The sequence below is a fragment of the Actinokineospora spheciospongiae genome (assembly GCF_003182415.1).
Taxonomy (GTDB): Bacteria; Actinomycetota; Actinomycetes; order Mycobacteriales; family Pseudonocardiaceae; genus Actinokineospora; species Actinokineospora spheciospongiae.
Genome location: NZ_QHCP01000010.1, coordinates 267666 through 290491 on the forward strand (window position 1 = coordinate 267666; position 22826 = coordinate 290491).

Annotated in this window: 18 protein-coding genes; 10 read left to right on the forward strand and 8 right to left on the reverse strand. The window is 73.9% G+C overall.

Annotation, left to right across the window (positions count from 1 at the left end; translation table 11 throughout):
- Positions 1–109: 109 nt before the first annotated feature.
- Positions 110–544 carry an SSI family serine proteinase inhibitor gene (locus DFQ13_RS24890; protein WP_052021415.1) on the forward strand — a complete coding sequence of 145 codons (435 nt, stop codon included), beginning with the start codon at positions 110–112 and terminating at the stop codon, positions 542–544.
- 223 nt (positions 545–767) lie between these two features.
- Here DFQ13_RS24890 and DFQ13_RS24895 read toward each other — a convergent pair whose 3' ends face one another.
- Together DFQ13_RS24895 and DFQ13_RS24900 are read right to left on the reverse strand one after the other, a co-directional pair.
- Positions 768–2696, reverse strand: a complete 1929-nt coding sequence (locus DFQ13_RS24895; protein WP_035285077.1) for a S9 family peptidase — start codon at positions 2694–2696, stop codon at positions 768–770.
- 75 nt (positions 2697–2771) lie between these two features.
- Complete coding sequence (locus tag DFQ13_RS24900; protein ID WP_035285076.1) at positions 2772–3821, reverse strand: TerC family protein; 1050 nt, start codon at positions 3819–3821, stop codon at positions 2772–2774.
- 346 nt (positions 3822–4167) lie between these two features.
- On the opposite strand from DFQ13_RS24900, the gene DFQ13_RS24905 reads away from it, so the two are divergent.
- The 3 genes from DFQ13_RS24905 (at position 4168) to DFQ13_RS24915 (ending at position 9269) form a co-directional block, all read left to right on the forward strand.
- Positions 4168–7065, forward strand: a complete 2898-nt coding sequence (locus DFQ13_RS24905; protein WP_233438567.1) for an alpha/beta fold hydrolase — start codon at positions 4168–4170, stop codon at positions 7063–7065.
- On the forward strand, positions 7062–8063 hold the full coding sequence (locus DFQ13_RS24910; protein ID WP_110081543.1) for an ABC transporter permease: 1002 nt from the start codon (positions 7062–7064) through the stop codon (positions 8061–8063). The genes DFQ13_RS24905 and DFQ13_RS24910 overlap by 4 nt, the downstream gene beginning before the upstream one ends.
- Positions 8064–8165: 102 nt before the next feature.
- Entirely contained in the window at positions 8166–9269 is a 1104-nt protein-coding gene (locus DFQ13_RS24915) for a J domain-containing protein (RefSeq protein WP_110081544.1), read from the forward strand.
- A gap of 43 nt (positions 9270–9312) precedes the next feature.
- Here DFQ13_RS24915 and DFQ13_RS24920 read toward each other — a convergent pair whose 3' ends face one another.
- The 3 genes from DFQ13_RS24920 to DFQ13_RS24930 are packed head-to-tail and all read right to left on the reverse strand — an operon-like array spanning position 9313 to position 10786.
- Positions 9313–10101, reverse strand: a complete 789-nt coding sequence (locus tag DFQ13_RS24920) for a hypothetical protein (RefSeq protein WP_110081545.1) — start codon at positions 10099–10101, stop codon at positions 9313–9315.
- Positions 10098–10313, reverse strand: a complete 216-nt coding sequence (locus DFQ13_RS24925) for a hypothetical protein (RefSeq protein WP_233438568.1) — start codon at positions 10311–10313, stop codon at positions 10098–10100. Before DFQ13_RS24925 ends, DFQ13_RS24920 begins: the two co-directional genes overlap by 4 nt.
- Before the next feature lie 47 nt (positions 10314–10360).
- Positions 10361–10786, reverse strand: coding sequence for a VOC family protein (locus DFQ13_RS24930; protein WP_035285156.1), 426 nt, complete (start codon positions 10784–10786; stop codon positions 10361–10363).
- 139 nt (positions 10787–10925) lie between these two features.
- Here DFQ13_RS24930 and DFQ13_RS24935 point away from each other — a divergent pair, with 139 nt between their 5' ends.
- On the forward strand, positions 10926–12182 hold the full coding sequence (locus DFQ13_RS24935; protein WP_110081546.1) for an Rv0361 family membrane protein: 1257 nt from the start codon (positions 10926–10928) through the stop codon (positions 12180–12182).
- Between the two features lie 17 nt (positions 12183–12199).
- The gene (locus tag DFQ13_RS24940) at positions 12200–13387 is read left to right on the forward strand and encodes a toll/interleukin-1 receptor domain-containing protein (RefSeq protein ID WP_110081547.1); all 1188 of its coding nucleotides are present in this window, start codon (positions 12200–12202) and stop codon (positions 13385–13387) included.
- A gap of 495 nt (positions 13388–13882) precedes the next feature.
- On the opposite strand, the gene DFQ13_RS24945 is transcribed toward DFQ13_RS24940, so the two are convergent.
- The 3 genes from DFQ13_RS24945 to DFQ13_RS24955 are packed head-to-tail and all read right to left on the reverse strand — an operon-like array spanning position 13883 to position 18582.
- Positions 13883–15850, reverse strand: coding sequence for a vWA domain-containing protein (locus DFQ13_RS24945; RefSeq protein ID WP_110081548.1), 1968 nt, complete (start codon positions 15848–15850; stop codon positions 13883–13885).
- The gene (locus DFQ13_RS24950) at positions 15847–17259 is read right to left on the reverse strand and encodes an ATP-binding protein (protein ID WP_035290669.1); all 1413 of its coding nucleotides are present in this window, start codon (positions 17257–17259) and stop codon (positions 15847–15849) included. The genes DFQ13_RS24945 and DFQ13_RS24950 overlap by 4 nt, the downstream gene beginning before the upstream one ends.
- 60 nt (positions 17260–17319) lie before the next feature.
- Complete coding sequence (locus tag DFQ13_RS24955) at positions 17320–18582, reverse strand: low temperature requirement protein A (RefSeq protein WP_110081549.1); 1263 nt, start codon at positions 18580–18582, stop codon at positions 17320–17322.
- A gap of 71 nt (positions 18583–18653) precedes the next feature.
- Between DFQ13_RS24955 and DFQ13_RS24960 the strand changes: the two genes are divergently transcribed.
- From DFQ13_RS24960 to DFQ13_RS24975, 4 genes are all read left to right on the forward strand, one after another.
- Positions 18654–19142 carry a YcxB family protein gene (locus DFQ13_RS24960; protein WP_035290667.1) on the forward strand — a complete coding sequence of 163 codons (489 nt, stop codon included), beginning with the start codon at positions 18654–18656 and terminating at the stop codon, positions 19140–19142.
- A gap of 46 nt (positions 19143–19188) precedes the next feature.
- On the forward strand, positions 19189–19989 hold the full coding sequence (locus DFQ13_RS24965) for a hypothetical protein (RefSeq protein ID WP_035290665.1): 801 nt from the start codon (positions 19189–19191) through the stop codon (positions 19987–19989).
- 178 nt (positions 19990–20167) lie between these two features.
- Positions 20168–22009, forward strand: coding sequence for a vWA domain-containing protein (locus DFQ13_RS24970; protein WP_110081550.1), 1842 nt, complete (start codon positions 20168–20170; stop codon positions 22007–22009).
- Positions 22010–22020: 11 nt separating this feature from the next.
- Positions 22021–22584, forward strand: coding sequence for a hypothetical protein (locus DFQ13_RS24975; RefSeq protein ID WP_110081551.1), 564 nt, complete (start codon positions 22021–22023; stop codon positions 22582–22584).
- The last annotated feature ends 242 nt before the right edge of the window (positions 22585–22826 follow it).

The following is a 22826-nucleotide window of genomic DNA, read 5'->3' on the forward strand; positions in this document are numbered from 1 at the left end:
TCGCCGCGTCCTACGCTCGTTTCACCCCGGCGCCACCTGCGCGACCGGGCGCGGTTTCCCCGGTTACCCCATTCGGCCCGGAAACCGATCTTCGAGCAGGAGTGTCGACATGTTCTCAATCACGCTGACCGCCCTCGTCGCGGCCCTCGCGGCCGCGGCCCCGACCCCAGGACCGGCCCCCGAGGCGCCGCAGACGCGGATCGCGCTCTCCGTCACCGACGCCGGGGGGCGCACCACCACCGCCGAGCTGCGCTGCGGTCCGACCGGGGGCAACCACCCCGCGGCGAACGCGGCCTGCGCGGCCTTGACCCAGGTGGAAGGAGACCTCTCAGCCCTGCAGGTGAACACCGCGCAGGCGTGCACGCTGGAGTACGCCCCGGTCCAGGCTTCGGCCGCCGGTCACTGGCGGGGGCGGCCGATCACCTTCGACCGCGCATTCCCCAACGCCTGCGCGCTCGTCGGCAGCACCGGCCCGGTGTTCGCGCTGACGCCGGACCCGATGGTACCCCAATCCGAAGTGGACGGTGCTTTCACGGCGATTTAACGCTCACCCGTATTCACCTTATCGAGTGACCCCGACCGGGGGACTGTGCGAAATCGAGGTTACAGCGGTGCGACATTTCCGGCAGTGATCATCGCCACTGTGCGGCCCGTTCCCACTTCCGGAAACCCGATCGTGGTCTCTTCGTCGATCATCCGCACATCCGGAACCCATTGCCTTTGCCGCCGCCCGGCCCCGGTGCTTTCCCGGGGCCGGGCGACCGGGCTCACAGGTGCCGCGCCCACCAGTCCAGGACGGTGGCGAAGCGCTGGGCGCGGTGGCGGGGCGAACCCGAGCGGGTCAGCTCGTGGCCCTCACCGGGGAAGAGGATCAACTCGGCGTCCACGCCGTTGCGGCGCAGCGCGACGAACATCCGCTGGGCCTGCTCCACCGGGCAGCGCCAGTCCTGTTCGGAGTGGACGACGGCGAACGGGATGGTGATGGCGTCGGCGTGGGTCAGCGGGCTCTGCGCCGCCAGCGCCGCCGCCCCCTGCCCGCAGTAGGCCTCGGCGAACCACCAGCCGATGTCGGACGAGCCGACGAACGACTCCCAGGAGTTGACCGCCCGCTCGCTCCACGCCGCGGTGAACCGCTCGCCGTGGTGGGCGGCCAGCCAGCCGGTCATCCACCCGCCGTAGGACCCGCCCATCACCCCGACCCGGTCGGCGTCGAGGTCCGGGCGGTCCAGGACGGCGTCCAGCACGGCCAGCACGTCCACCGCGTCGACCGTGCCCATGGCGCCGACGATGGCCCGGCCGTGCCGCTCGCCGTAGCCCGCCGACCCGCGCGGGTTCGGCAGCACGACCGCGTAGCCCGCGTCGGCGTAGACCTGCGCCTCGTCGTAGAGGCCCCAGCCGTAGTACATGAACGGGCCGCCGTGCACGGCCAGCAGCACCGGGTGCGGGCCCTCCCCCTCTGGCAGCACCAGCCAGCCGTGGGTGGCGTAGCCGTCGGGCGCCGAGGCCTTGATCTCCACCACCGGCCGCAGCCCCGTCGCTCGCAGCGGGGCGCCGAAGTCGGTCAGCGTGCAGGTCTCGTCGCCGGTCACCAGCACCAGTTCGCCCGCGGTGTCCCAGGTGGACACCGTGCAGACGACCCGGTCGCCGTCGGCGGCGAAGCCCCGCACCACCGCCTGCTCACCCGCCAGCAGCGCCAGCTCCGACAGCGTCGCGCCGTCGGCGGCCACCGGGACCCGGCGCAGCTCGACCGCGCCCCGGTTGCGCACGCACACCAGCACGCCGTCCCCGGTGACCAGCGGGGCGGGCCCCTCGCAGTCCACGGTCTCCGGGTCGGTCAGCCTGCGCGGCTCGCCGGGGACGCCGTCCAGCCGCAGCGGCACCGCCCACACCCCGGTGTTGCGGGCCACCGCCTCGGTTCCGGGGAAGTCGTCGCCGAGGTAGACCACCATGTCCTCGGCCACGGCCAGCGGGTACTCCACCGTGCCCGCCGCCCTGGCCACCAGCACCGGCGCCCCACCCTCCACCGGGACGGCGTAGATGTCGCGGCGCAGCGTGTCGGCCGCGCCCCAGTCCCGCTTGGCCGACACCACCAGGTGCTCGCCCGAGGGCGCCCAGGCGGGCCCGGACGGGTCGGCCAGGCCCTCGGTCAGCCGGACCGGCTCGCCGCCGTCGACGTCGACGACGAACAACTGCGGCGCCCGGTCCAGCAGGAAGCCCACGTCGTCGAGCCGGTAGTCCAGGCGGGTGATCCGCCGCGGCGCCTCGTCGGCGGGGGCGGGGTGCTCGGCGCCGTCCGGGGTGGCGGTGCCGTAGCGGCCCGCCTCGGGAACCCTGGCGGTGAACGCGATCCGCCGCGAGTCCGGCGACCACACCGGGGCGCCCGCGCCCATCGGCAGCCCGGTCAGCCTGCGCGCCTCACCGCCGTCGACCGCGATGACGTGCAGTTGGGCAGGCGCGTCCGCCGACTCCGCGCGCAGGAACGCCACCGCCGCGCCGTCCGGCGACACCACCGGGGCGGTGTCGCGGAAGCCCCTGGTGAACGGGCGCACCGGGCCGCCGTCGAGCGCGACCCGGTGCAGACCGCCGCGGTAGGTGTTGTCCGCCAGGTCCGGCGCGGTCACCGAGACGAGCAGGAAGTCCCCGCTCAGCGCGGGTGTACCGGGCGTGGCCAGCAGTTCGATGTCCTCAGCACGCACCGCGACGACGTTACCCGACACCTGTCGTGGACCAGGACCGTCGGTTATTCCCAGTCGTCCACAGAAGTGCGCCGGTCAGCCCTGGTGCCGGGCGCTCTCCTCGACCTCGTCCCCGGTGCTGTCCCCGGCGGGCAGCGGCGAGGGTTCGACGCCCCTGGCCTCGTCGCGCCTGCTCTTGATGATGCTGGCGACGGTGGTGACGGTCAGCACGCCGACGATGACGACCAGTGAGAACACGGTGCCGATCACCGGCACCGGCACCGGCTCGCCGCCGTTGAGGAACGACAGCGAGTTGGTGTGCAGCGCCTCCAGCACCAGCTTCACGCCGATGAACGCCAGGATCACCGCGAGGCCGATGGGCAGGTAGACCAGCTTGCGCAGCAGTCCGCCGAGCAGGAAGTAGAGCTGCCGCAGGCCCATCAGGGCGAAGGCGTTGGCGGCGAAGACCAGGAACGGCTCCTGGGTCAGGCCGAAGATCGCCGGGATGGAGTCGACGGCGAAGAGCAGGTCGGCGGTGCCGATGGCGACCATGACGATGAACATCGGGGTGAAGAACCGCTTGCCGTCGAGCTTCACCGTGGTCGCGCCGCCGTGGTACTTGTCGGTGACCGGCAGGATGCGGCGCGCGAAGCGGGTCATCGCGTTCTCCTCGTACTCCTCGTCCTCGCCGAGGCCCTCGCGGGAGAGCTTGACGGCGGTGTAGATGAGGAAGATCCCGAAGATGTAGAAGACCCAGCTGAACCGGGCGATGGCCACGGCGCCGACGGCGATGAACACGCCGCGCATCACCAGCGCCAGCACGATCCCGACCAGCAGCACCTTGTGCTGGTGGATCTTCGGGACGGCGAAGGCGGACATGATGATCAGGAAGATGAACAGGTTGTCCACCGAGAGCGAGTACTCGGTGATGTAGCCGCTGAAGAACTCACCGGCGTAGGTGCCGCCCGAGAAGATCCACACGCCCGCGCCGAAGGCCACCGCGCAGGCGACGTAGAACGCCACCCACCGGCCCGCCTCACCCACGGTGACCTCGTGGGGCTTGCGGTCGACGATCACGAGGTCGATCGCGAGCAGGACGAGCAGGCCGCCGATGGTGGCGAGCCATACCCACAGGGGTACGAACATGGGTCAATTCCTCCGGTTTCGGGCACACGCCGACACCGGAGGTCTCTTCCGTCGATGCGCCACCACGCGGGGGACACGTCGACCACCGACCCCGGGCCCCCCGCGGGAGGCCGTGCTGACGGAGCCGGTGCGAAGGAATACTCCCCTCCGACACATCTTGCCTGGGCGATTCTCCACGCAGGCACCGATGAGCACCACTCGGGGCGGGGCGCCGTTCGTCACATCCCGGGGAATGGAGCAACCTCCCGGGGTGGGCGGTGCGCTCCGACACCGCGGCAGCGGCCATCCGTGGCGGGCGCACACCCGCTGGGAGGTCTCTCAGGAACCGGCGGATACCGTCCGTGACGTGCTCAGGATTCCCCGCCTCCGCACGCGTCAGGTGGTCGTCGCCGCCGTCGTCCTCGTTCTCGCCGCAGCCGGCATCGTCTGGCTCAACCGCGGCGACTCCGAGGCACCGGTGTCCACCCGGGACGCGTTCGTCGAGCTGCTCAGCGGTCCGGACCGGGATCAGCCGGTGAAGATCGACACCACCCTCTACCTGCCGGAGACCACGCCCGCCCCGGTGGTGATGGTGGCCCACGGCTTCGGCGGGAGCAAGGACAGCGTCGACGCCGACGCCCGCGAGTTCGCCCGCCGCGGCTTCGTCGCGCTCGCCTGGTCCGCCCGCGGCTTCGGCCGCAGCGAGGGCGAGATCGGCCTCAACGCGCGCGACTTCGAGGTCGCCGACGCGAGCGGGCTGGTCAGTTGGCTGGCCGGGCAACCGGAGGTGAGCAAGACCGGTGCGGACGACCCGGTGGTCGGGGTGACCGGCGGTTCCTACGGCGGGGCGCTGTCGCTGCTGCTCGCGGGCACCGACAAGCGGGTCGACTCGCTGGCCCCGGTGATCACCTACAACGACCTCGGCCAGGCGCTGCTGCCCAACTCGGCGACGACCGGGACCGCGGCGCAGTCCCCGGCGGCCAACCCGTACCAGGCCGACGGCGTGTTCAAGCGCTCCTGGGCGGGCATCTTCTTCTCCGCCGGGCTCGGCGGCGGCGGGCTGGGCAGTCCCGGTGCCGAGGCCACCGAACCCGGTTCCGAGGACGACGGCTCCTCCGGCGGCGCGGTGGGCACCGCCGACCCGGCCGCCGCGGCGGGGGCGGCGCAGCCCGACCCCGGCGCCGCGCGGGGCGGCTCCGGCGCGGCCTCGGACGGTGACGCGTGCGGGCGGTTCACCGCCGCGGTGTGCGCCGCCTACGCCCAGGTCGCCACCACCGGCCGGGCCGACCAGCGGACGGTCGAGCTGCTGCGCTCGGTGTCCCCGGCGGCGGTGACCGGCGACATCACCCAGCCGACGATGTTGGTGCAGGGCGAGCAGGACACCCTCTTCGGCCTGGACCAGGCCGACGCGAACGCCCGGCAGATCAGCGCGAACGGCGCCCCGGTCAAGGTCGTCTGGTACACCGGCGGGCACGACGGCGGCAGGCCGGGCGCGCAGTTGCGCGGGCAGATCGCCGACTGGTTCGACTTCCACCTGCGCGGTCGGGGCACCGACCCCGGCACGGGTTTCGAGTACGCGGTCGAGGGCGCGCTGCGCGCCCAGGGCAGCCCGTCGGTGCGCACCGTGTCCACCGACACCTACCCCGGTCTGACCGGTGGGCAGCCGACCACGCGCACCCGGCTGCCGATCTCGGGCCCGGAGCAGGTGGTGGTCAACCCGCCGGGCGGCAACCCGGCGTCGATCAGCAGCCTGCCCGGGTTCGGCTCGCTCATCTCCGGTTCCTCCCGGCTGGCGGGCAGGCTCGCGGTCGACCTGCCCGGGCAGGTGGCCCGGTTCACCAGCGAACCGCAGACCCAGCAGCTCCTCATCTCGGGCGCGAGCACGGTGCGGCTGCGCGTCGCCGCGCCCGCGGGCGCCCCGCCGTCCCCGGACGGGGCGGTGCTGTTCGCCAAGCTCTACGACGTCGCCCCGGACGGCACCCGCACGCTGCCCGGCTCGGCGGTCTCGGCGTTCCGGGTGCCGTCGCTGCCCGCCGACGGGTCGCCCGTGGAGGTGACCGTGTCGCTGCCGGGCGTCGTGCGGCCGGTCGAGGCCGACCACCGGGTGGAGCTGGCCGTGACCACCACCGACCAGGCGTACGCCACCCCCGCCGCGCCCGCGAGCTACCGCGTCTCGCTGGCCGAGGACGCGGCGCTGGCCGTGCCGGTCGTGGCGGGCACCCGCTCCTCGACCACCGTGCCGGTGTTCCCGCTCGTGGGCATCGGGGTGGTGCTGTTGGTCTGCGCGGCAGCCGTGGTCGCGGGCGCGGTGCGGCGCAAGCGGGCCGACCAGCTCGACCCGGAGCTGGCCGGGGTGCCGCTGGTGATCGAGAACCTGTCGAAGTCCTACCCGGGCGGGCTCAAGGCGGTCGACGACCTGTCGTTCACCGTCCAGCGCGGGCAGGTGCTGGGCCTGCTGGGGCCCAACGGCGCGGGCAAGACGACCACGCTGCGGATGCTGATGGGGCTGATCCAGCCCACCGCCGGGGAGATCCGGGTGTTCGGGCACAAGATCCGCTCCGGGGCCCCGGTGCTGTCGCGGATCGGCTCGTTCGTCGAGGGCGCGGGCTTCCTGCCGCACCTGTCCGGCCGGGCCAACCTGGAGCTGTACTGGGCGGCGACCGGTCGCCCGGTGCAGAAGGCGCACTTCGACGAGGCGCTGGACGTGGCCGGGCTCGGCGCCGCGGTCGAGCGCAAGGTGAAGACCTACAGCCAGGGGATGCGGCAGCGGCTGGCGATCGCGCAGGCGATGCTCGGCTTCCCGGACCTGATGGTGCTCGACGAGCCGACCAACGGGCTCGACCCGCCGCAGATCCACCAGATGCGCGAGGTGCTGCGGCGCTACGCGGCCACCGGCCGCACGGTCGTGGTGTCCTCGCACCTGCTCGCCGAGGTGGAGCAGACCTGCGACCACGTGGTGGTCATGCACCGGGGCCGGTTGGTGGCCTCCGGGAAGGTCGAGGACATCGTGGCGGGCGGCGGCGAGGCCACGTTCCGGGTCGACGACACCGCCACCGCCGCCGAGGCGCTGCGCGGGGTCACCGGGGTCAACGCGGTGACCGTCGAGGGCGAGCACCTGGTGCACGCCGACCTCGCCGACGGGGTGCCCCGCTCCACCGCGCTCGGGGCGCTGGTGCGCGCCGGGGTCGCGGTCGAGCAGGCCGGGCCGAGGCGCCGCCTGGAAGACGCGTTCCTGCAGTTGGTCGGAGAGGAGTCGAGCGGATGAGCGGCGAGAGCGCGAACGGCCACCGGCCGGGGGCGCCCGGCGGCTGGAAGGTGCCCGGGAGCAGGCCGGGTGAGTCGGTCACCACCGTCTACACCGACCCGGACGCCATCGACGGCCTGGCCAGGGCGGCCGAGGGCGAGTCGACCGGGTTCGACCCGAACGGCTCGGTCGAGGGCTTCTCCTCGACGCGGACGCTGCCGCTGCGGGTGGAGCTGCTGCGCCAGCTCAAGCGGCGGCGCACCCAGTTGCTGCTCGGGTTCCTGGTCCTGCTGCCGTTCATCCTGTGGGCGGCGTTCGAGTTCGGCCAGGACTCCGGCAACCGGCGCTCCGGCGGGTTCGTGGACCTGGCCACCGCGAGCGCGCCGAACTTCGTGATCTTCGTGCTGTTCGCGGCGGGCAGCTTCCTGCTGCCGATGATCGTGGCGCTGTTCTTCGGCGACACGATCGCCTCGGAGGCGTCCTGGTCGAGCCTGAAGTACCTGCTGGCGATGCCGGTCCCCCGGCACCGGCTGCTGCGGCAGAAGGCGACCGCCTCGGCGCTGCTGTCGCTGCTGTCGCTGGTGCTGCTGCCCGCGGTGGCGCTGCTGGTCGGGGTCGTGTTCTACGGGACGGGTCAGGCGGTGAGCCCCACCGGGGACGCCATCTCGTTCGGGGACTCGATGCTCGCCCTGGGCGGGTCGGTCGGCTACATCGCGGTCAACCTGCTGTGGGTGGCGGCGCTGGCGCTGTTCCTGTCGGTGGCCACCGACGCACCGCTGGGCGCGGTCGGCGGGGCGGTGCTGGTGTCGATCCTGTCGCAGATCCTCGACCAGATCACCGCCCTGGGCGGGCTGCGCGACTACCTGCCGACGCACTTCTCCTTCGCCTGGTCGGACCTGATCTCCACCGACATCGACTGGACGAACATGGCCGACGGCGCGTTCTCCGCCGTGGTGTACGCGGCGGTCTTCGGGCTGCTGGCCGCGCGCCGGTTCCGGATCAAGGACGTCACGAGCTGACCGGGGCGGCCCGACCGGCTGGTGCGCCGGTCGGGCCGCCGACCACCGGATCACGGGGCGTGGAACGCATTCCCGATTCGGGGCACCCGCGAGTGGTCTGGGATGATCACCGCCGTGGACGACGTCGACTACTACGAGCTGCTCGGGGTGCGCAGGGACGCGTCGGCGGCGGAGGTCAAGTCGGCGTTCCGGGCCCTGGCCAAGGTGATGCACCCGGACGCGGGCGGCACGGCGGGCACGTTCCGGCTGCTGAAGTCGGCCTACGAGACGCTGTCGGACCCGGTCCGGCGCCGCGAGTACGACCGGGGTCCGGCCCCGGAGGTGCCCGCGCCCCGGCCTGCGGCCCGGCGCCGTGCCCGCACCGCCCCGCCCCGGTTCCGCGACGACCCCGCGTTCGTGCCCGACGGCTGCTCGGTGCCGCCGACGGCGCTGCCGTGGTGGCACCTGACCCGCCACCAGCCCAGGATCTCCGCCGGGCCGGGCCACGCGCCCGCGGTGGCGGCGGTCGCCGGGGTGCTGCTGCTGGCGAGCCCGCTGCTGGCGGTCGGGTCGATGTCGGCGGTGGTGCTGGTGTGCTGGCTGGGCCTGCTGGTGGCGGCGGTGGTCGCCGCGGTGCGGCTGGGGCGGGCGTACGCGCGGGTGGAGCGGGTGCGGGAGGCCGCGGCGGCCGAGTTCGGCGACCGCACCGAGTTCGGCGTGCCCGACCGCGAGCCGGTGGCCGAGCGGCTGACCGCCGAGCTGCTGGCCCGCTACCCGGGCAGGCTGCCCGGCGCCCGGCTGTTCCACGGCCTGTCCCGCCCCGGCTCGGTGTTCGCCGACGTCGAGCACGCGGTCCTGTGTGGACACCGGCTGGTGCTGGTGGAGTCGAAGCTGTGGCTGCCCGGGCACTACGAGCTCGACGCCGATGGGTCGGTGTGGCGCAACGACCACCCGTTCCGCGGTGGGCACAGCACGCTCGCCGAGACCGTGGCGGCGTTCGCCGAGCTGCTGCCGGGGGTGGAGGTGCGCGGGGCGCTGCTGCTGTACCCGAGCAGGCAGGGCGCGGTGAGCGTGGACGGCACGGCGGTGGCCGGGGTGTCGCTGTCGGTGCCGGACGACTTCGTGCGCGTGGTCGGGGGCTGGCTGGCCGGGGACTGCGCCACTGTGGACCACCACGTGCTGCGGGTGCTGCGCGACCGGGTTCCCGCCGAGGCCGCCGCGGTGTGATCCGCCGGATCGGCGTGCGCGACCCGGGTGCGACGATCGGTCCTCAGTGGATTCCCAGGGCGGCGGCCAGGGGTCCCAGGCCGGTGGTGGTCGCGGTGCGCTCCGCGGCGGCGCGGAGCTTCTTGCGATCCACGGTGGACAGTTCTTCCGCGGTGGCCGCCAACCTGCGCAGGCCCGGCTCGTCCAGGGCGGTGAGCAGGGGGAGGACGTCGGTGGCCAGGTCGTCGTCGGCGGTGATCGGGTGCAGGAAGGCCGGCAGGCGCGGGGTGGTGATCATGGCGAACAGCGCGGGGAAGTGGTCATGGCTGTCGCTGTGCAGGGCGACGCGGACCAGGGAATCCTCGTCCAGGGCGGTGACCACCGCGCGCAGGGTGTGCTCGGGGACGTCGCCGACGAAGCGGCCCATGGTGAGGAAGTCGCGGCGGCGGACCAACTCGCGGGCGACCTCGACCACCCGGGCCGGAGGCAGGGTGCCCACGATCGGGCCCGCCCGGCGCGGGTCCAGGTGGGTGGCCACGTCGGCCAGGAAGGTGGTGCCGAGCCTGCCCGCCAGGTCGAGGGCCCGCTCCGGTTCCAGCACCGAGGCCACCCTGGCGCACATCACCGGGCCGAACGCCCGCTGCGCCACGCTCGCGGTGATCGCGTTGGGGACCAGCCTGCTGGCCGCCGCGATCCGCTCGTAGGCGGCCCGGTTGGCGTCGAAGAGCACCTCGGTGGCGCGCTCGCGCACGGCCCGGACATCGGCGGGCGGCACCCGCGCCAGGTAGCCGAAGCGAGCCGGGTCCTCCCCCAGCAGGCGGGCCAGCTTGGCGATCTCGATGCGGGCGGTCACAGGCCCAGCACCCGGCGGATGAGCGCGCGCAGCACCCCGGGCAACTGCGCCAGCGAGGCCTCGGTGGACTCCTCCAGCTCAACGCGCTGCCTGCGGCGGGCCGAGTGCAGCGCGTCGGCCAGGTCGCGGACCTCGGCCTCGTCGAGGGCCTCCACCGACTCCGGCAGGCGCCCCCCGAACCGCGCCCGCAGCAGCGCCACCGACTCGTCCACACCGACCTCCCGCGTCCCCGGACCGACCCGCCCCGCACCCGCCGGGGTCACTGCACGCAGAACTCGTTGCCCTCCGGGTCGAGCAGCACGACCCAGTCGCCGATGTTCTCGTGGCGCTCGGCGACCAGGGTGGCACCCGCCTCGACCAGCAGCCGCACGTGCGCGGTGACGCGCTCCCACCGCCCCTCGTCGCGCGGGCCGTCCACGTGCACGTCGAGGTGCACGCGGTTCTTGGCCGCCTTGTCCTCGGGGACCCGCTGGAACAGGAGGCGGGGCCGGTCGCGGTCGGGGGCGACCACGGCGGCCAGGTCGCCCCAGCGCTCCGGCGGCATCCCGATCCGCTCGCCGAACTCCTCCCAGGTGGTGAAGCCCGGGGGCGGGGGCTCCAACTCGTAGCCGAGCGCGAGCGCCCAGAACCCCGCCTGCCGCCCCGGGTCGAGCGCGTCGAACGTCACCTGGAAACCGAGTGCCACGAGCACCACCTCCGGCCCGCGATCCTACGGGCAGGGACCGACAGCGGGCGGGCGAACCAGGGTCGTAGGTCCCTGTCGGCTCTTCTGAGCCGGGCATACCCTGCGAGACCCGGTACGCGAGTGGACGTGAGATCCAGGGATGCACGTATTCGTCACCCACGCCCGGCGTGATCTCCCGGCGATCACCCGGCTGCGCGCGGACCTGGAGAGCACCGGTCACCGGGTGTGGTCCGACGGTGACGTCCTGGGGTCGCGGCGCGGCTGGGACGAGGTGCTGCGGCACGTGCGCGACTGCGCGGCGTTCGTCTTCGCCGTGTCCCCGGAGTCGGTGCGCTCCCCCGCGTGCCTGGCCGGACTGCGCTACGCGCTGGCGTTGCGGCGGCCCGTGCTGGCGGTGGTGGTCCACCCGGTGCCCGCGGGCGAGGTGCCGGACGAGCTGGCCGGTGCCGTCACCGTCGACTGCTCCCGGCCGTCGCCGCGGACCGCGGCGGCGTTGCGCGCGGCCGTCGACGCGCTGCCCCCGGCGCACCGGCCGGCCGGCCGCCTGCCCGAGGAGCCCGCGCTCCCCGCCGCGACGATCACCGACTGCGAGGCGCTGCTCGACCGCGGGGCGCTGGACCGGCGCGCGCAGGCCGAGGTGCTGGCGGTGCTGCGGGCGCGGCTGGCCGACTCCGGCGAGCGGTCCGACGCGTGGCGGCTGCTGGTGCGGCTGCGCCACACCGAACTGGAGCCCGGGGTGGCCGAGGGCGTGGAGCAGGTGCTGGCCCCCGGCTGGCAGCCCGACCCGCGCGAGCACCACGAGGCCCGCTACTGGGACGGGCAGTCCTGGACCACGCTGGTGTGGCAGGGCGGGCGCGAGTTCACCGACCGGGCCAGGCCGCCGGAGGTGCCCGACCCGCCCCGGCGCCCGGAGCCGCCGACCCCGACCCCGGTGGTGCCCGCCGTGCTGCGCCCCCGCCGCGCGCCCGCCCCGGCCGAGCCGGAGGCACCCCGGCGCGGCAGGCGGGTGTCGGCGCTCGTGCTCGCCGGGGTGCTGGTGCTGGCGGCCGGGGTGACCGGGGGCGTGCTGCTCAACCGGGGTTTCGGGCCGGACGAGAGCATGGCCAACCGCACCGCCCGCAACTTCGTCGACGCGGTCAACACCCACGACCGGGGGACGGTCACCCAGTACGTGTGCAGCCGGGACCGCACCGCCAACGCCCACCTCTACGGCGCGTTCTTCGACACCGCCGACGTCACGCTGGAGAGCGTCGACGCGGCCGGGTCCGACCCGAGGTTCACCATTCTGGCGGCACGAACGGCGGGAACGGCGTCGGTGCGCTTGAGCATCCCGCTTGAGGTGGAGAATGGCGAATGGCGGGTATGCGACATCGGTAAGGCGTTGTCGGGCCGCTGACCGCGCGGAGTTGAAACATGCAGGTGTTCGTCAGCCACGCGTCCGCGGACCGCGACGCCGCCGCCCGGCTGCGCGCCGACCTGGCCCAACTGGGCAGGCAGGTGGCGCTCGACCGCGGTGAGCCGGTGGGGGTGCGCTGGTGGGAGGGGGTGCTGCACCGGCTGCGCCAGAGCGAGGTGTTCGTGCTGGTGCTGTCGCCGGACTCGGTGCGCAACCCCGGGTGCCTGGCGCAACTGCGGTACGCGCTGGCCCTGCACCGGCCGGTCCTGCTGGTGCCCGCCCGCCCGGCCACCCCGCCCCCGGAGGTCACCGACGCCCCGGTGTTCGACCCGGCCGGGCTCGGCGCGGAGCGGGTGGCGAAGCTGCGGGTGGCGCTGCTGTCGCTGCCCACCACTCCCCCGCTGCCGGACCCGCCGCCCCCGGAGCCGCCGGTCCCCTACCTGGAACCGTTCCGCGACCGCCTCGCCGACCCGCGGCTCGGCGAGGCGGAACTGCGGTCGATCTTCCGCGAGCTGCGCTCCCGACTGCGCGACGAGCAGGACCGGGCCGGGGTGTGGGCGCTGCTGGTGCTGCTGCGCGCCCGCCCGGACGTGCCCGCGGCGCAGGCCGCCGAGCTGGAGGAGGTCTTGGCCCCCGGCTGGCAACCCGACCCGGAGCACCGCGTCGACCGCCGCTACTGGGACGGGCAGGCGTGGACGACGCTGGTCCGGCACGAGGGCCGCGAGTTCAACGAGCGCCGCGTCCCGCCCCCGGAGGCCACCTGGTCGGGTGACGCCCCGGCCCGCCCCCGCCCGAGCACCCCGCCCCGCCCACCCGGCCGCGGACCGGCGGGCCACCGCCCCCTCGGCCGCAGGCGCTGGGTCTGGGTGGGCGGCACGGCCCTGCTGGTGGCCGCGGTCGTGGTCGCGGGCTTCCTGTGGTTCGGCGACTCCACCACCGACCCCCGCGCGGTCGCCCGCCAGTTCGTCGACTCGGTCAACATCGGCGACACCGCCGGCCTGGTGGAGGTGGCCTGCGAGAAGGTCCGCCCCACGGTCCGAACCACCTTTCTCGGCGGCGGCTTCCACCTCACCCTGGAGAGCGTGGACCCCGGCGCCGAACCACCGACCTTCACCGTGCTGGCCACGGACGCGAGCACGGACGTCTCCGACCGCCGCACCTTCCCCCTCGTCCGCGAAGCAGGCGAGTGGCGCGTCTGCGTGTGAGGCAGAGCCACCCCCACCAGCCACCCCGACCCCAACCCCCACCGGCCACCCAAAACCCCCGCTGGCCCGGCCACCTCAAGCCCTGCTTGCGCAGCGGCCGACCACCCCGAAAACCGCCGCCCCAGCTACGCAGAGGCCCGGGTGGGTGGATGTCCTCAACGCAGGCCGGCCACCCTGAGAACCGCCTGCCCGGCGAGCGAACTGCCCGGGTGGGTGGATGTGTTTGGCCGGGGGTGGCGATCATGTGACAGCCTGCCTGGGCGGTGGGGCATCTTTTCAGCCCCACCTGACGCACTGGAGCACATGATCGCCATAGGGGCCCCGGCCAAACACATCCACCCAGCCGGGCACCACCGACAAACAACCGGGTTCTGAAACCAGAGCCACGGCAGAGCACGCCCACCCAGCCGGGCACACCCACCAAAACCCCGCGCTTCGCAAAGCGGACACGGCGAAACACACCCGACCACCCAGCGCGAAGACCGGCTTCCCAGGTCAACGCCTGCCTGAACGCCGGGTGCGCAGGTAGTCGCCGACCACGGCGGAGCCGAGGCCGTCGATGTCGGGGTTGACCACCCGCCCGCCGCCGCGCCGGGCGACGATGTCGACGAACTCCGCCAACCTCGGGTCCTCGCCGAGCATGAACACGGTGACCGAGGCGCCCAGCTTGGCCAGGGCGTCGACCTCGGCGAGCGTCTTGCGCAGGGTGCGCGGGGTGGGCGGGTAGTGGAACTCGGCTTCCCCGTCCGGTTCGAGGTGGGCGGTGGGTTCGCCGTCGGTGACCACGAGCACGACCGGTTTGGCGCCGGGGTGCCTGCGCAGGTGCCTGCCCGCCAGCAGCAGCGCGTGGTGCAGGTTGGTGCCCTGCTCCCACACGCCCTCCAGCGCGGTCAGCTCGCCGATGTCGACGGTCGCGGCCTGCCTGCCGAAGGTGATCAGTTGCAGCTCGTCGGAGCGGAACCGGGTGCTGATGAGCTGGTGCAGGGCCAGCGCGGTCCGCTTCATCGGCAGCCAGCGGTCGTCCTGGACCATCGACCAGGAGGTGTCGACGCACAGCGCGACCGCCGCCCTGGCCCGCTGCTCGGTCTCCACGACCTCCACGTCGGCCACCTCGATGCCGATGCGCGCCTCGCCCGCCGAGGCCGAGCGCAGCACCGCGTTGCGCAGCGTGCGGGAGACGTCCCAGGCCTCGGTGGAGCCGAACTCCCACGGGCGGGTGGCGCCGGTGGGTTCCCCGGCGGCGCCCGCGTTGGCGGTGTCGCGTTCGCCCTTGCGCGAGCGCATCGCGCTGAGCACGTCCGACAGCGCGGTCTCGCCGAGGCGCCGCAGCGCCTTGGGCGACAGTTGCAGCGACCCGTCCGCGGCCCGTTCGAGCAGCCCGGCCCGGCGCATCTCGCGTTCCAGTTCCGAGAGCCTGCGGGCGTCCACCCCGGCCTCGTCGCCGAGCTGGCGCTGCAACGCCTCCAGGTCGATGTCCTCCAGGCGGGCGCCGGGGTAGGACTGGGAGAGCTGTTCGGCGAGCGCGTCGAGTTCGGCGAGGTCCTGCATGGCCTGGGCGCCCTCGCCCAGGCCCAGCGGGTTGTTCCCGCGCATCCTGGCCGAGCCGGTCCAGTCCTCCCCCGGCCGCAGCGCGCGCAGGTTCGCGTCCAGTGTGGACACCTGCTCGGCCAGCCGGGGGTCGCCGAACGCGTTGCCCATCAGCTCCGCGAGTTCCGCGCGCTGTTCGGCGCTCATCGAGTTCATCATCCGCTGCGCCGCGGCGGACCGGGCCGCGAGCGCGTCGATGAGTTCTTCGACCGTGCGCGGGTTCTCCGGGAAGAACTCGCCGTGCTCGCGCATGAACGCCTGGAACCGCTCGTCGGTGTCGTCGCCGCGCAGGTGGGCCAGCAGCAGGTCGTTGAGGTCGGCCATCATCCGGCGGATGCGCTCGACGTCCTCGGGCGACATCTGCTCCAGGGCCTGCTTCATGCCCTGGAACCGCGACTCCATCAGGTCCTGGCCGAGCTTGTCGCGGATCTGCTCGTAGGCCGCCCGCGCCTCGTCGGACTGCCAGTCGTAGTTGGCCAGCTCGTTGACCGCGGCGGCGGTGCCCGTGGGCAGCGCGTCGAGCTGCGCCTCCCGGAAGCGGGCGTCGTCGGACGGGTCGGGGAACAGCGCCCGCTTCTCCGCGGTCAGCGCGCGGTCGAGCAGTTCGCGGACCTCGGTGAGCGTGCCGTCGAGGTTGTTCCTGCGCTGGATGCGCGAGCGCTGCTCCCACAGCCGCCGGGTCAGGTCGTCGAGGCCCTGGGTGCCGTCGGTGCCCCGGCGCAGCAGTTCCTCCAGCGCCGAGCGCGGCGAGGAGCCGTTCATCACGTCGCGGCCGAGCTGCTCGAGCGCGTCGCGCAGGTCGACCGGCGGCGCGAGCGGGTCGGGGCCGTCGTGCCACGGCCCGTAGTTCCAGCGGTCGGCGGGGTTGGCTGTCACGGTCCGTACACCGCCGCCCCGCCCGCGCCCTCGGAGTCCTTGGCCAGCTTGCGCCCGAGGTAGAGGTATTCCAGCGCCAGCTCCACCGCCATGGCGATCCGCCCCGGCGGGTCGGTCGGCTCGACGCCCAAGCGGGCCGCGACCTCGTGCAGCACCGGCAGCTCCGGCAGCGCCGAGAGCACCTCGCTGCCCGGCACCCGCTCGCCGGTGGCCACCAGGTTGCCGTCGACCACCGCGTCCACCAGCGGGCGCAGGTCCAGCCCGGCGAAGCGGTCGCGGGCGGTCTCCGACACCGCGCGGCGCAGCAGGTGGGTCAGGTGCTCCTGCTCGCGGCCCTCCTCGCCGGATTCGAACTCCAGCTTGCCGCGCAGCACCGCGGGCACCGCCTCCAGGTCGATCGGCCGGGCCACCGCCGGGTCCTCGCCGATCAGCGCGGAGCGGCGCAGCGCGGCGGCGGCGACGGTCTCGGCGGCGGCCACGGCGAACCGGGCGGACACCCCGGAGCGCTGGTCGACCGCGGAGGAGTCGCGCAGGTTGCGCACGAACCGGGCCAGCGCCTCCAGCAGCGGCTCACCCACCTCGGCGACCAGGTCGGCCTCCTGCCGGATGACCTCCACCTCGGCGGCGACCGTGGTCGGGTAGTGGGTGCGCACCTCGGCGCCGAAGCGGTCCTTGAGCGGGGTGATGATCCGGCCGCGGTTGGTGTAGTCCTCGGGGTTCGCGGTGGCGACCACCAGCACGTCCAGCGGCAGCCGCAGGGTGTAGCCGCGGACCTGGATGTCGCGCTCCTCCATCACGTTGAGCAGCGCCACCTGGATGCGCTCGGCCAGGTCGGGCAGCTCGTTGATGGTCACCACGCCGCGGTGGGCGCGCGGCACCAGTCCGAAGTGGATGGTCTCGGGGTCGCCCAGGGTGCGGCCCTCGGCGACCTTGACCGGGTCGACGTCGCCGACCAGGTCGCCGACGGAGGTGTCCGGGGTGGCCAGCTTCTCGGTGTAGCGCTCGGAGCGGTGCCGCCAGGCCACCGGCAGGTCGTCGCCCAGCTCGGCGGCGAGTCGGATGGAACGCGGGGTGATCGGCTCCAGCGGGTGTTCGCCCAGCTCGGACCCCTCGATCACCGGGGTCCACTCGTCCAGCAGCCCGGCCAGCGTGCGGGCCAGGCGGGTCTTGCCCTGGCCGCGCTCGCCGAGCAGCACCACGTCGTGCCCGGCCAGCAGCGCCCGCTCCAACTGGGGCAGCACGGTCTTGTCGAAGCCGAGGATGCCCGGCCACGGGTCGCGGCCCGCGCGCAGCGCGGCCAGCAGGTTCTCGCGGATCTCGGTCTTCACGCCCTTGGGCGCGTGCCCCTGCTCGCGCAGCTCTCCGGCGGTGCGGGGGAGGGCGGCGGGGGGCGTGTTCGCAACGGTCACCCCCGAAACGCTACGCACGTTCGGCCGTCCGGTCGACGTGGAGCGCGCTCCAGGTTTCGATCAGCCCTGGTGGGCGTGCCCGTGCCCGGCGTGCGGCGCGTGCCGGACCTCCGCGCGCACGGCCCGGTAGTGCACCCACTCGAAGGCGATCAGGGCCACCAGCACCGCGGTCAGGACCACCAGTGCGACCAGCACCGGGACCAGCCCCATCAGCGGGGTCACGCCCACCAGCAGGGCCGCGGCGACCAGGCGGTGCGGCTTGAACATGCGGTTGCACCGCCAGGAGACGGCCGCCTGGGCCAGCAGGTACAGCGCGGTGCCGCCGAACAGCGCCCACAGCGGGGCGCCGTGCAGGTGGTCGGCGGGGCTGTGGCCGTCGGCGCCGCCGAGGTAGCCCAGCGCCTTCTTCAACCCGAGGGCGAGCATGACCACGCCGACCACGATCGGCAGGTGCAGGTAGGTGAAGGCGGCGCGGGCCATCCGCGCGCGCTCGTGGCCGCTGACCGCGGCCAGCGCCCGCTCGGCGACCATCACGTGGGTGTCGAAGTAGGCCCACCACAGGCAGGCCGCGGTGGTCAGCCCCAGCACCGCGCCGCCGATGATCGGCCAGGAGATGGGCAGGTGGTTGACCCCGACGCCGATGGCCACGATCGACTCGCCCAGGGCGATGATGACGATCAGCCCGTGCCGCTCGACGAAGTGCGACGCGGAGTTGAGCCGCCAGCCGCGGGCACCGATGACCAGCGTGCCGCCGTAGTCGGCGACCACGGCGGCCAGCCAGAGCAGGAGCTGGGCGGTGCCGCTGGTCTGCGCGGCGACGAGCAGCAGCACGGTCCCGGCGACCATGGTGGGGGCGAAGCGGACGAGCTGGGCGCGCAGCCCGGCGTCGCCGTCGGCCACGATCCAGAACAGCACCAGGTGCACCACGCGCACCAGCAGGTAGCAGAACGCGAAGACCACCGGCCCGTCCAGGCCGCCCGGGATGTCGTCGAAGGACTCCGGGATGGCGATGGCGATGGCGAACATGGCCGCCATCGCGCCCAGCATCGCCGTGCGGGCCAGCCCCTCGTCGGCCTTGACCTGGTTCGACAGCCACGAGTAGCAGACCCAGCACCACCAGATCACGGCCATGATCAGCCCACCGCGCAGCAGCGCGCCGCCGCCGGGCTGCCCGTGGTCGCCGGTGTCCTCCGCCATCAGCGCGGTGACCTGGGTCAGGGCGAAGACGAAGACGAGGTCGAAGAACAGTTCCAGGGTCGTCGCGGTGGAGCTCTCGCGCACGCGCTCCAGCTTCGACCGCTTCCCGGTGCGCGGCTCGCTCATGGCGGCATCGTGGCACGTCCGCCCCCGGGGCGACGACTCCCACCGGGTTTCGGCCCGATAGCTTCCCGGGCATGGTGGTGCGTCTGCGGCTGCGCTGGGAACCGGTGCCTGCCGACTGGTCCGACGGGGTGCGGGCGGTGGTGCCGTTCGTCCGGTGGGTGCCGTGGTTCGCCGCCGCGCTCGGGGTGTTCTCGGTGGTGCTGCTGGTGCTGGGCCAGGTCCCGCCGGGGGTGTTCGGGGTGGTGTGCGCGGCGGTCATCGCGGTGCTGCCGGGGGTGGCGGCCGCGGTGGCGTTCCGCCGCGACCCGATCGCGGGCCGGGTCATCACCGCCGACGTCGACGACCGGTCGCTGCGGATGATGACCCTCGACGGCTCCGCCTACAGCGAGGTCGACCTCGCCGAGCTGGCCGACTGGGCGGAGACCGGGCGCAGCTTCGTGCTCAGCACCGGTGGCGGCGCGTTCCACGCGGTGCCCGGGCGCGCGTTCGCGAGCACCGGGGACATCGACGCGTTCCGCGGGCTGCTCGTCGCCGCCCTGGGGCCGAGGGAGCGGAGCTGACCCGCGCCTCCCGGTCTCCCCGGGCCGTCGCGTACCCTCGGTCCCCGTGTCAACTCCGAGTGCGACATTCGCGGTGTGGGTTTCGGCTTGGTTGAACGGATGCGCCGCAGCCGACGACGTCCTGGACGCCCTCGGGCACTGGGCCGAGCAGCACGACGTGGTGGCCGTCGGCCAGGAGACCGCCGAGTCGCTGGACGTGCCGACGCGCGGGCAGGCGGGCGGCCAGGTGGCCGCCCTGCTCGCGGCGGTGCGCCGCGCGGGCGTCACCGGCGGGCGCCTGGTGCTGCCGGTCCCCGGCGACGTGCGCGGCCTGGGCGGTCGCAGCGAGTTCGCGGGCACCGCCCTGCACGCCGGTGAGGCCGTCGTCCTGCACGGCGCCCCGCTGGGCCTGGTCCCCGAGGCCGCCGCCGACGGCGTCCTGCGCTGGACCGCCTTCGACATCGGCGACGCCCCCGCCACCGAACACCTCCCCCTGGGCGAGGCCGAGCACGAGCTGACCGGCGCCATGCGCGTCGCGGCGGGCGTGCTCACCGGCCTGGGCGTGGCCAAGCACCGCGCGGGCGTCCGCGACGAGATCACCGCCCGGGTGGCCCACCGCTCCGCCGCCCCGTGGCCGGAGGGCACCCCGCCGCGCGCGCTGCGGGTGCTGCAACGGGCCAACGAGGTCTCGGCGATCCTGGACCTGGCGGGCGAGGACGCCCCGGGCGGCGCCCTGTCGTCCTCCTCGGCCCGCCGCCGCGCCGAGGCCCTGCGCCCGCTGTCGGACGCGGTGCGCCTGGCCCGCCTGGCAGCGGTCGACGAGGCCGTGCGCGTCTTCTCCGACCGGCAGAGCAGCGACTCCGTCTGAGCCGCGGTCCGGGGGCACCGCCCCACCCGTGCTCGACCGGCGGCCACCGCTCCCCCGCTTCGGCGCGCGGGATAAGCCGGAACCGGTCCGAAGCGGCCGATTCCCCACCGCCCCGCACCCGCGGCTGCCACAATGATCGATACCGACCATCGTGGTGTGCTCGGGTGAGGAGTGTGGAATGGCGCAGCCGACCCAGGCAGGTCCGCGCAAGGCCCTGCTGGCGATCTCGATGGTCCTCGGCCTGCTGGTGCTCGTCGTCGCGGTGGTGACCGTGCGCGAGTTGGCCGAGCCGCCGAAGCCGCAGGGCGCGTGCGTGCCGCTGGAGGTCAGCGTCTCCACCGAGAAGGACGAGATCCTCGCCGAGATGGCCGACCGCTACAACGCCGCTGGCCGCCTCTTCGCCGACGACCGGTGCGCCGCGGTGACCACCCACGGCCTGACCTCCGGCACCTCCGCGGCGGCGCTGGCGCAGGGCTGGGACGCCGCGGGCACCGGGGCGCCCGCGCCGCAGGTGTGGCTGCCGAGCACGTCGCTGTGGGAGCGCAAGATCAGCAGTGGTGGGAAGCCGAGCGTGGCGCTCAAGCCGGACTCCCCGTCGCTGATGTCGAGCCCGGTGGTGCTGGCCATGCCGAAGCCGATGGCGGACGTGCTGCTGGCGCAGTACCCGAGGCCGGGGTGGAACGACCTCATCCAGTTCTCGAAGAAGCCGTGGAAGGACTACGGGCACCCCGAGTGGGGCCAGTTCGTGCTGGGCCGGGACAACCCGCTGCTGTCCTCCTCTGGGCTGGGCGCGTCACTGGCGACCTACCACGCCGCGGCGCTGGCGGTCACCGGTAAGGAGCTGACCGAGCAGTCGGTGGAGGACCCGGCGGTCGAGGCGGTCGTGCACGGGGTGGAGAGCTCGGTCGGCAGCTACGGCGACGACGCGGCGCTGTACGCGGAGAAGCTGTTCGAGGAGGACCAGAAGAAGGAGCCGGTCCCCTACATCAGCGCCATCGTGCTCCAGGAGCAACTGGTGCACCTCTACAACGTGGGCGTGCCGAACGCGGACCCGGCCCGGTTGGCCCAGGTGGCCGACCCGGACGCCGAGGACCGGCCCGCGCCGCCCAACCGGCCGCTGACCACGATCTACCCGAAGGACGGCACGGTGGTGTTCGACCACCCGTTCATCGTGCTGGCGGGCACCTCCGGGCTCCAGCGGGCCGCGGCGGAGGACTTCCGGGCGTTCCTGGGCGAACCCGACCAGCTCGCCCGGTTCGCCGGGGCGGGCTTCCGGCTCCCGGTCGACGCCGACGGCAACCCGGCGCCGCCGACCGAGCAGTTGCGGCGGTCCCTGGGGGTGCCCGGCGACCAGGCGCTGACCCGGATCGGGACACCGTCGCCGACCCTGCTCGACAAGATCGTCACCGGCTGGCAGAAGACGCGGCGCACGGCGCGGGTCCTGGTGGTGCTGGACGTGTCCGGGTCGATGAACGACCTGGCGGTGCCGGACCGGCCCGGGTCCCCGGAGGGGAAGCTGACCAAGCTGGAGCTGCTCAAACCGGCGGTCACCAAGGCGCTGGACCTGCTCGGGGACAACGACCAGGTGGGCCTGTGGACGTTCTCCACCGGGTACCGCGAGGTGCTGCCGATGTCGCGGGTGGGTGACGTCCGACCGCAACTGGGTCAGGCGATCGCCGGACTGACCGCGGTGGGCAACACCGACCTGTACAACACGGTCAACGCCGCGCAGGCCCAGATGGCGCAGAGCATCAACCCCGCCTCCATCAACGCGATCGTGCTGCTGTCGGACGGAGCCAACTACCCGGCGAACCCGCAGGCGCGCGCGGACATGCTGGGCCGGGTCAACGCCGAGCTGAACGAGACCTCGGTGCGGATCTACACCATCCCCTACGGCGTCGACGCCGACCGCGCCACCATGGTCGACATCGCCGACGCCACCCGGGCGGTGTCCTACGACGCGCAGCAGCAGCCGCTGGAGATCGACAAGGTGTTCGCCAGCGCGTTCAGCAACCTGTAGAGGAGCAGTCGGTGATCGCCAGCAGGCACACCCCCGCCCTGGTCGGCGCGGGGGTGCTCGGGGTCGCCGGACTGGTCGCGACCGCGCTGGTGCTGCCGCCGGGGCTGGCGGTGGCGGCGGTGGTCGCGCTGTCGGTCGGGGTCGGGGTGCTCTGCGGCGGGGTGGCACTGGGGTTCTGGTGGGTGCTCGACACCGCGGCGGCACCGGAGCCCGGCGTCCACGTGGAGGGGGCACCGGTACTGCTGCTGCGCCGCGTGTGCGCGGCGGCGGCGGAGGTGCGGGTGCACGCGGTGCGCCGGCCCGAGGTCGGGGACCTGGTGGGGTTGTCGTCAGAGGTGGTGGAAGAGGTGTTCTCCGTGGCCAGGGCGGCTCGGGTCGAGACCGGCAGGCGGTTCGACGAGGACGTGGACCGTCTGGACCGGGCGGCGCGCGTGGTGGAGGACGTGGTGCGCTTCCTCGACAGCACACCGGTCACCGTGGTCCCCGCGCGCACCGAGCTGACCACCCTGCTGACCCGACTCCGCGAGCGGCCGGGGCACCCCGACCCCGACCCCGATAAGTCCACTGTGGACTGATTCCTGCCCCTCGAAGCCACCCGGCCACCCGAACCCCACCGGCGCAGCAACAACCAGCCGGCCACCCCGAAAACCGCCGGCCCGGCGAGCAAGTGCCTAGGGCCTGTCCTGCGGATCTTCACTTGAGATGGAGGACGATGCAGGCGAGGATGATCTCGGCTCGGTGGTAGGCGGCTCGTTTGGCGAACCTGGTGGCCAGGCCGCGGAACTGCTTGAGCCGGTTGAAACAGCGTTCGACGACG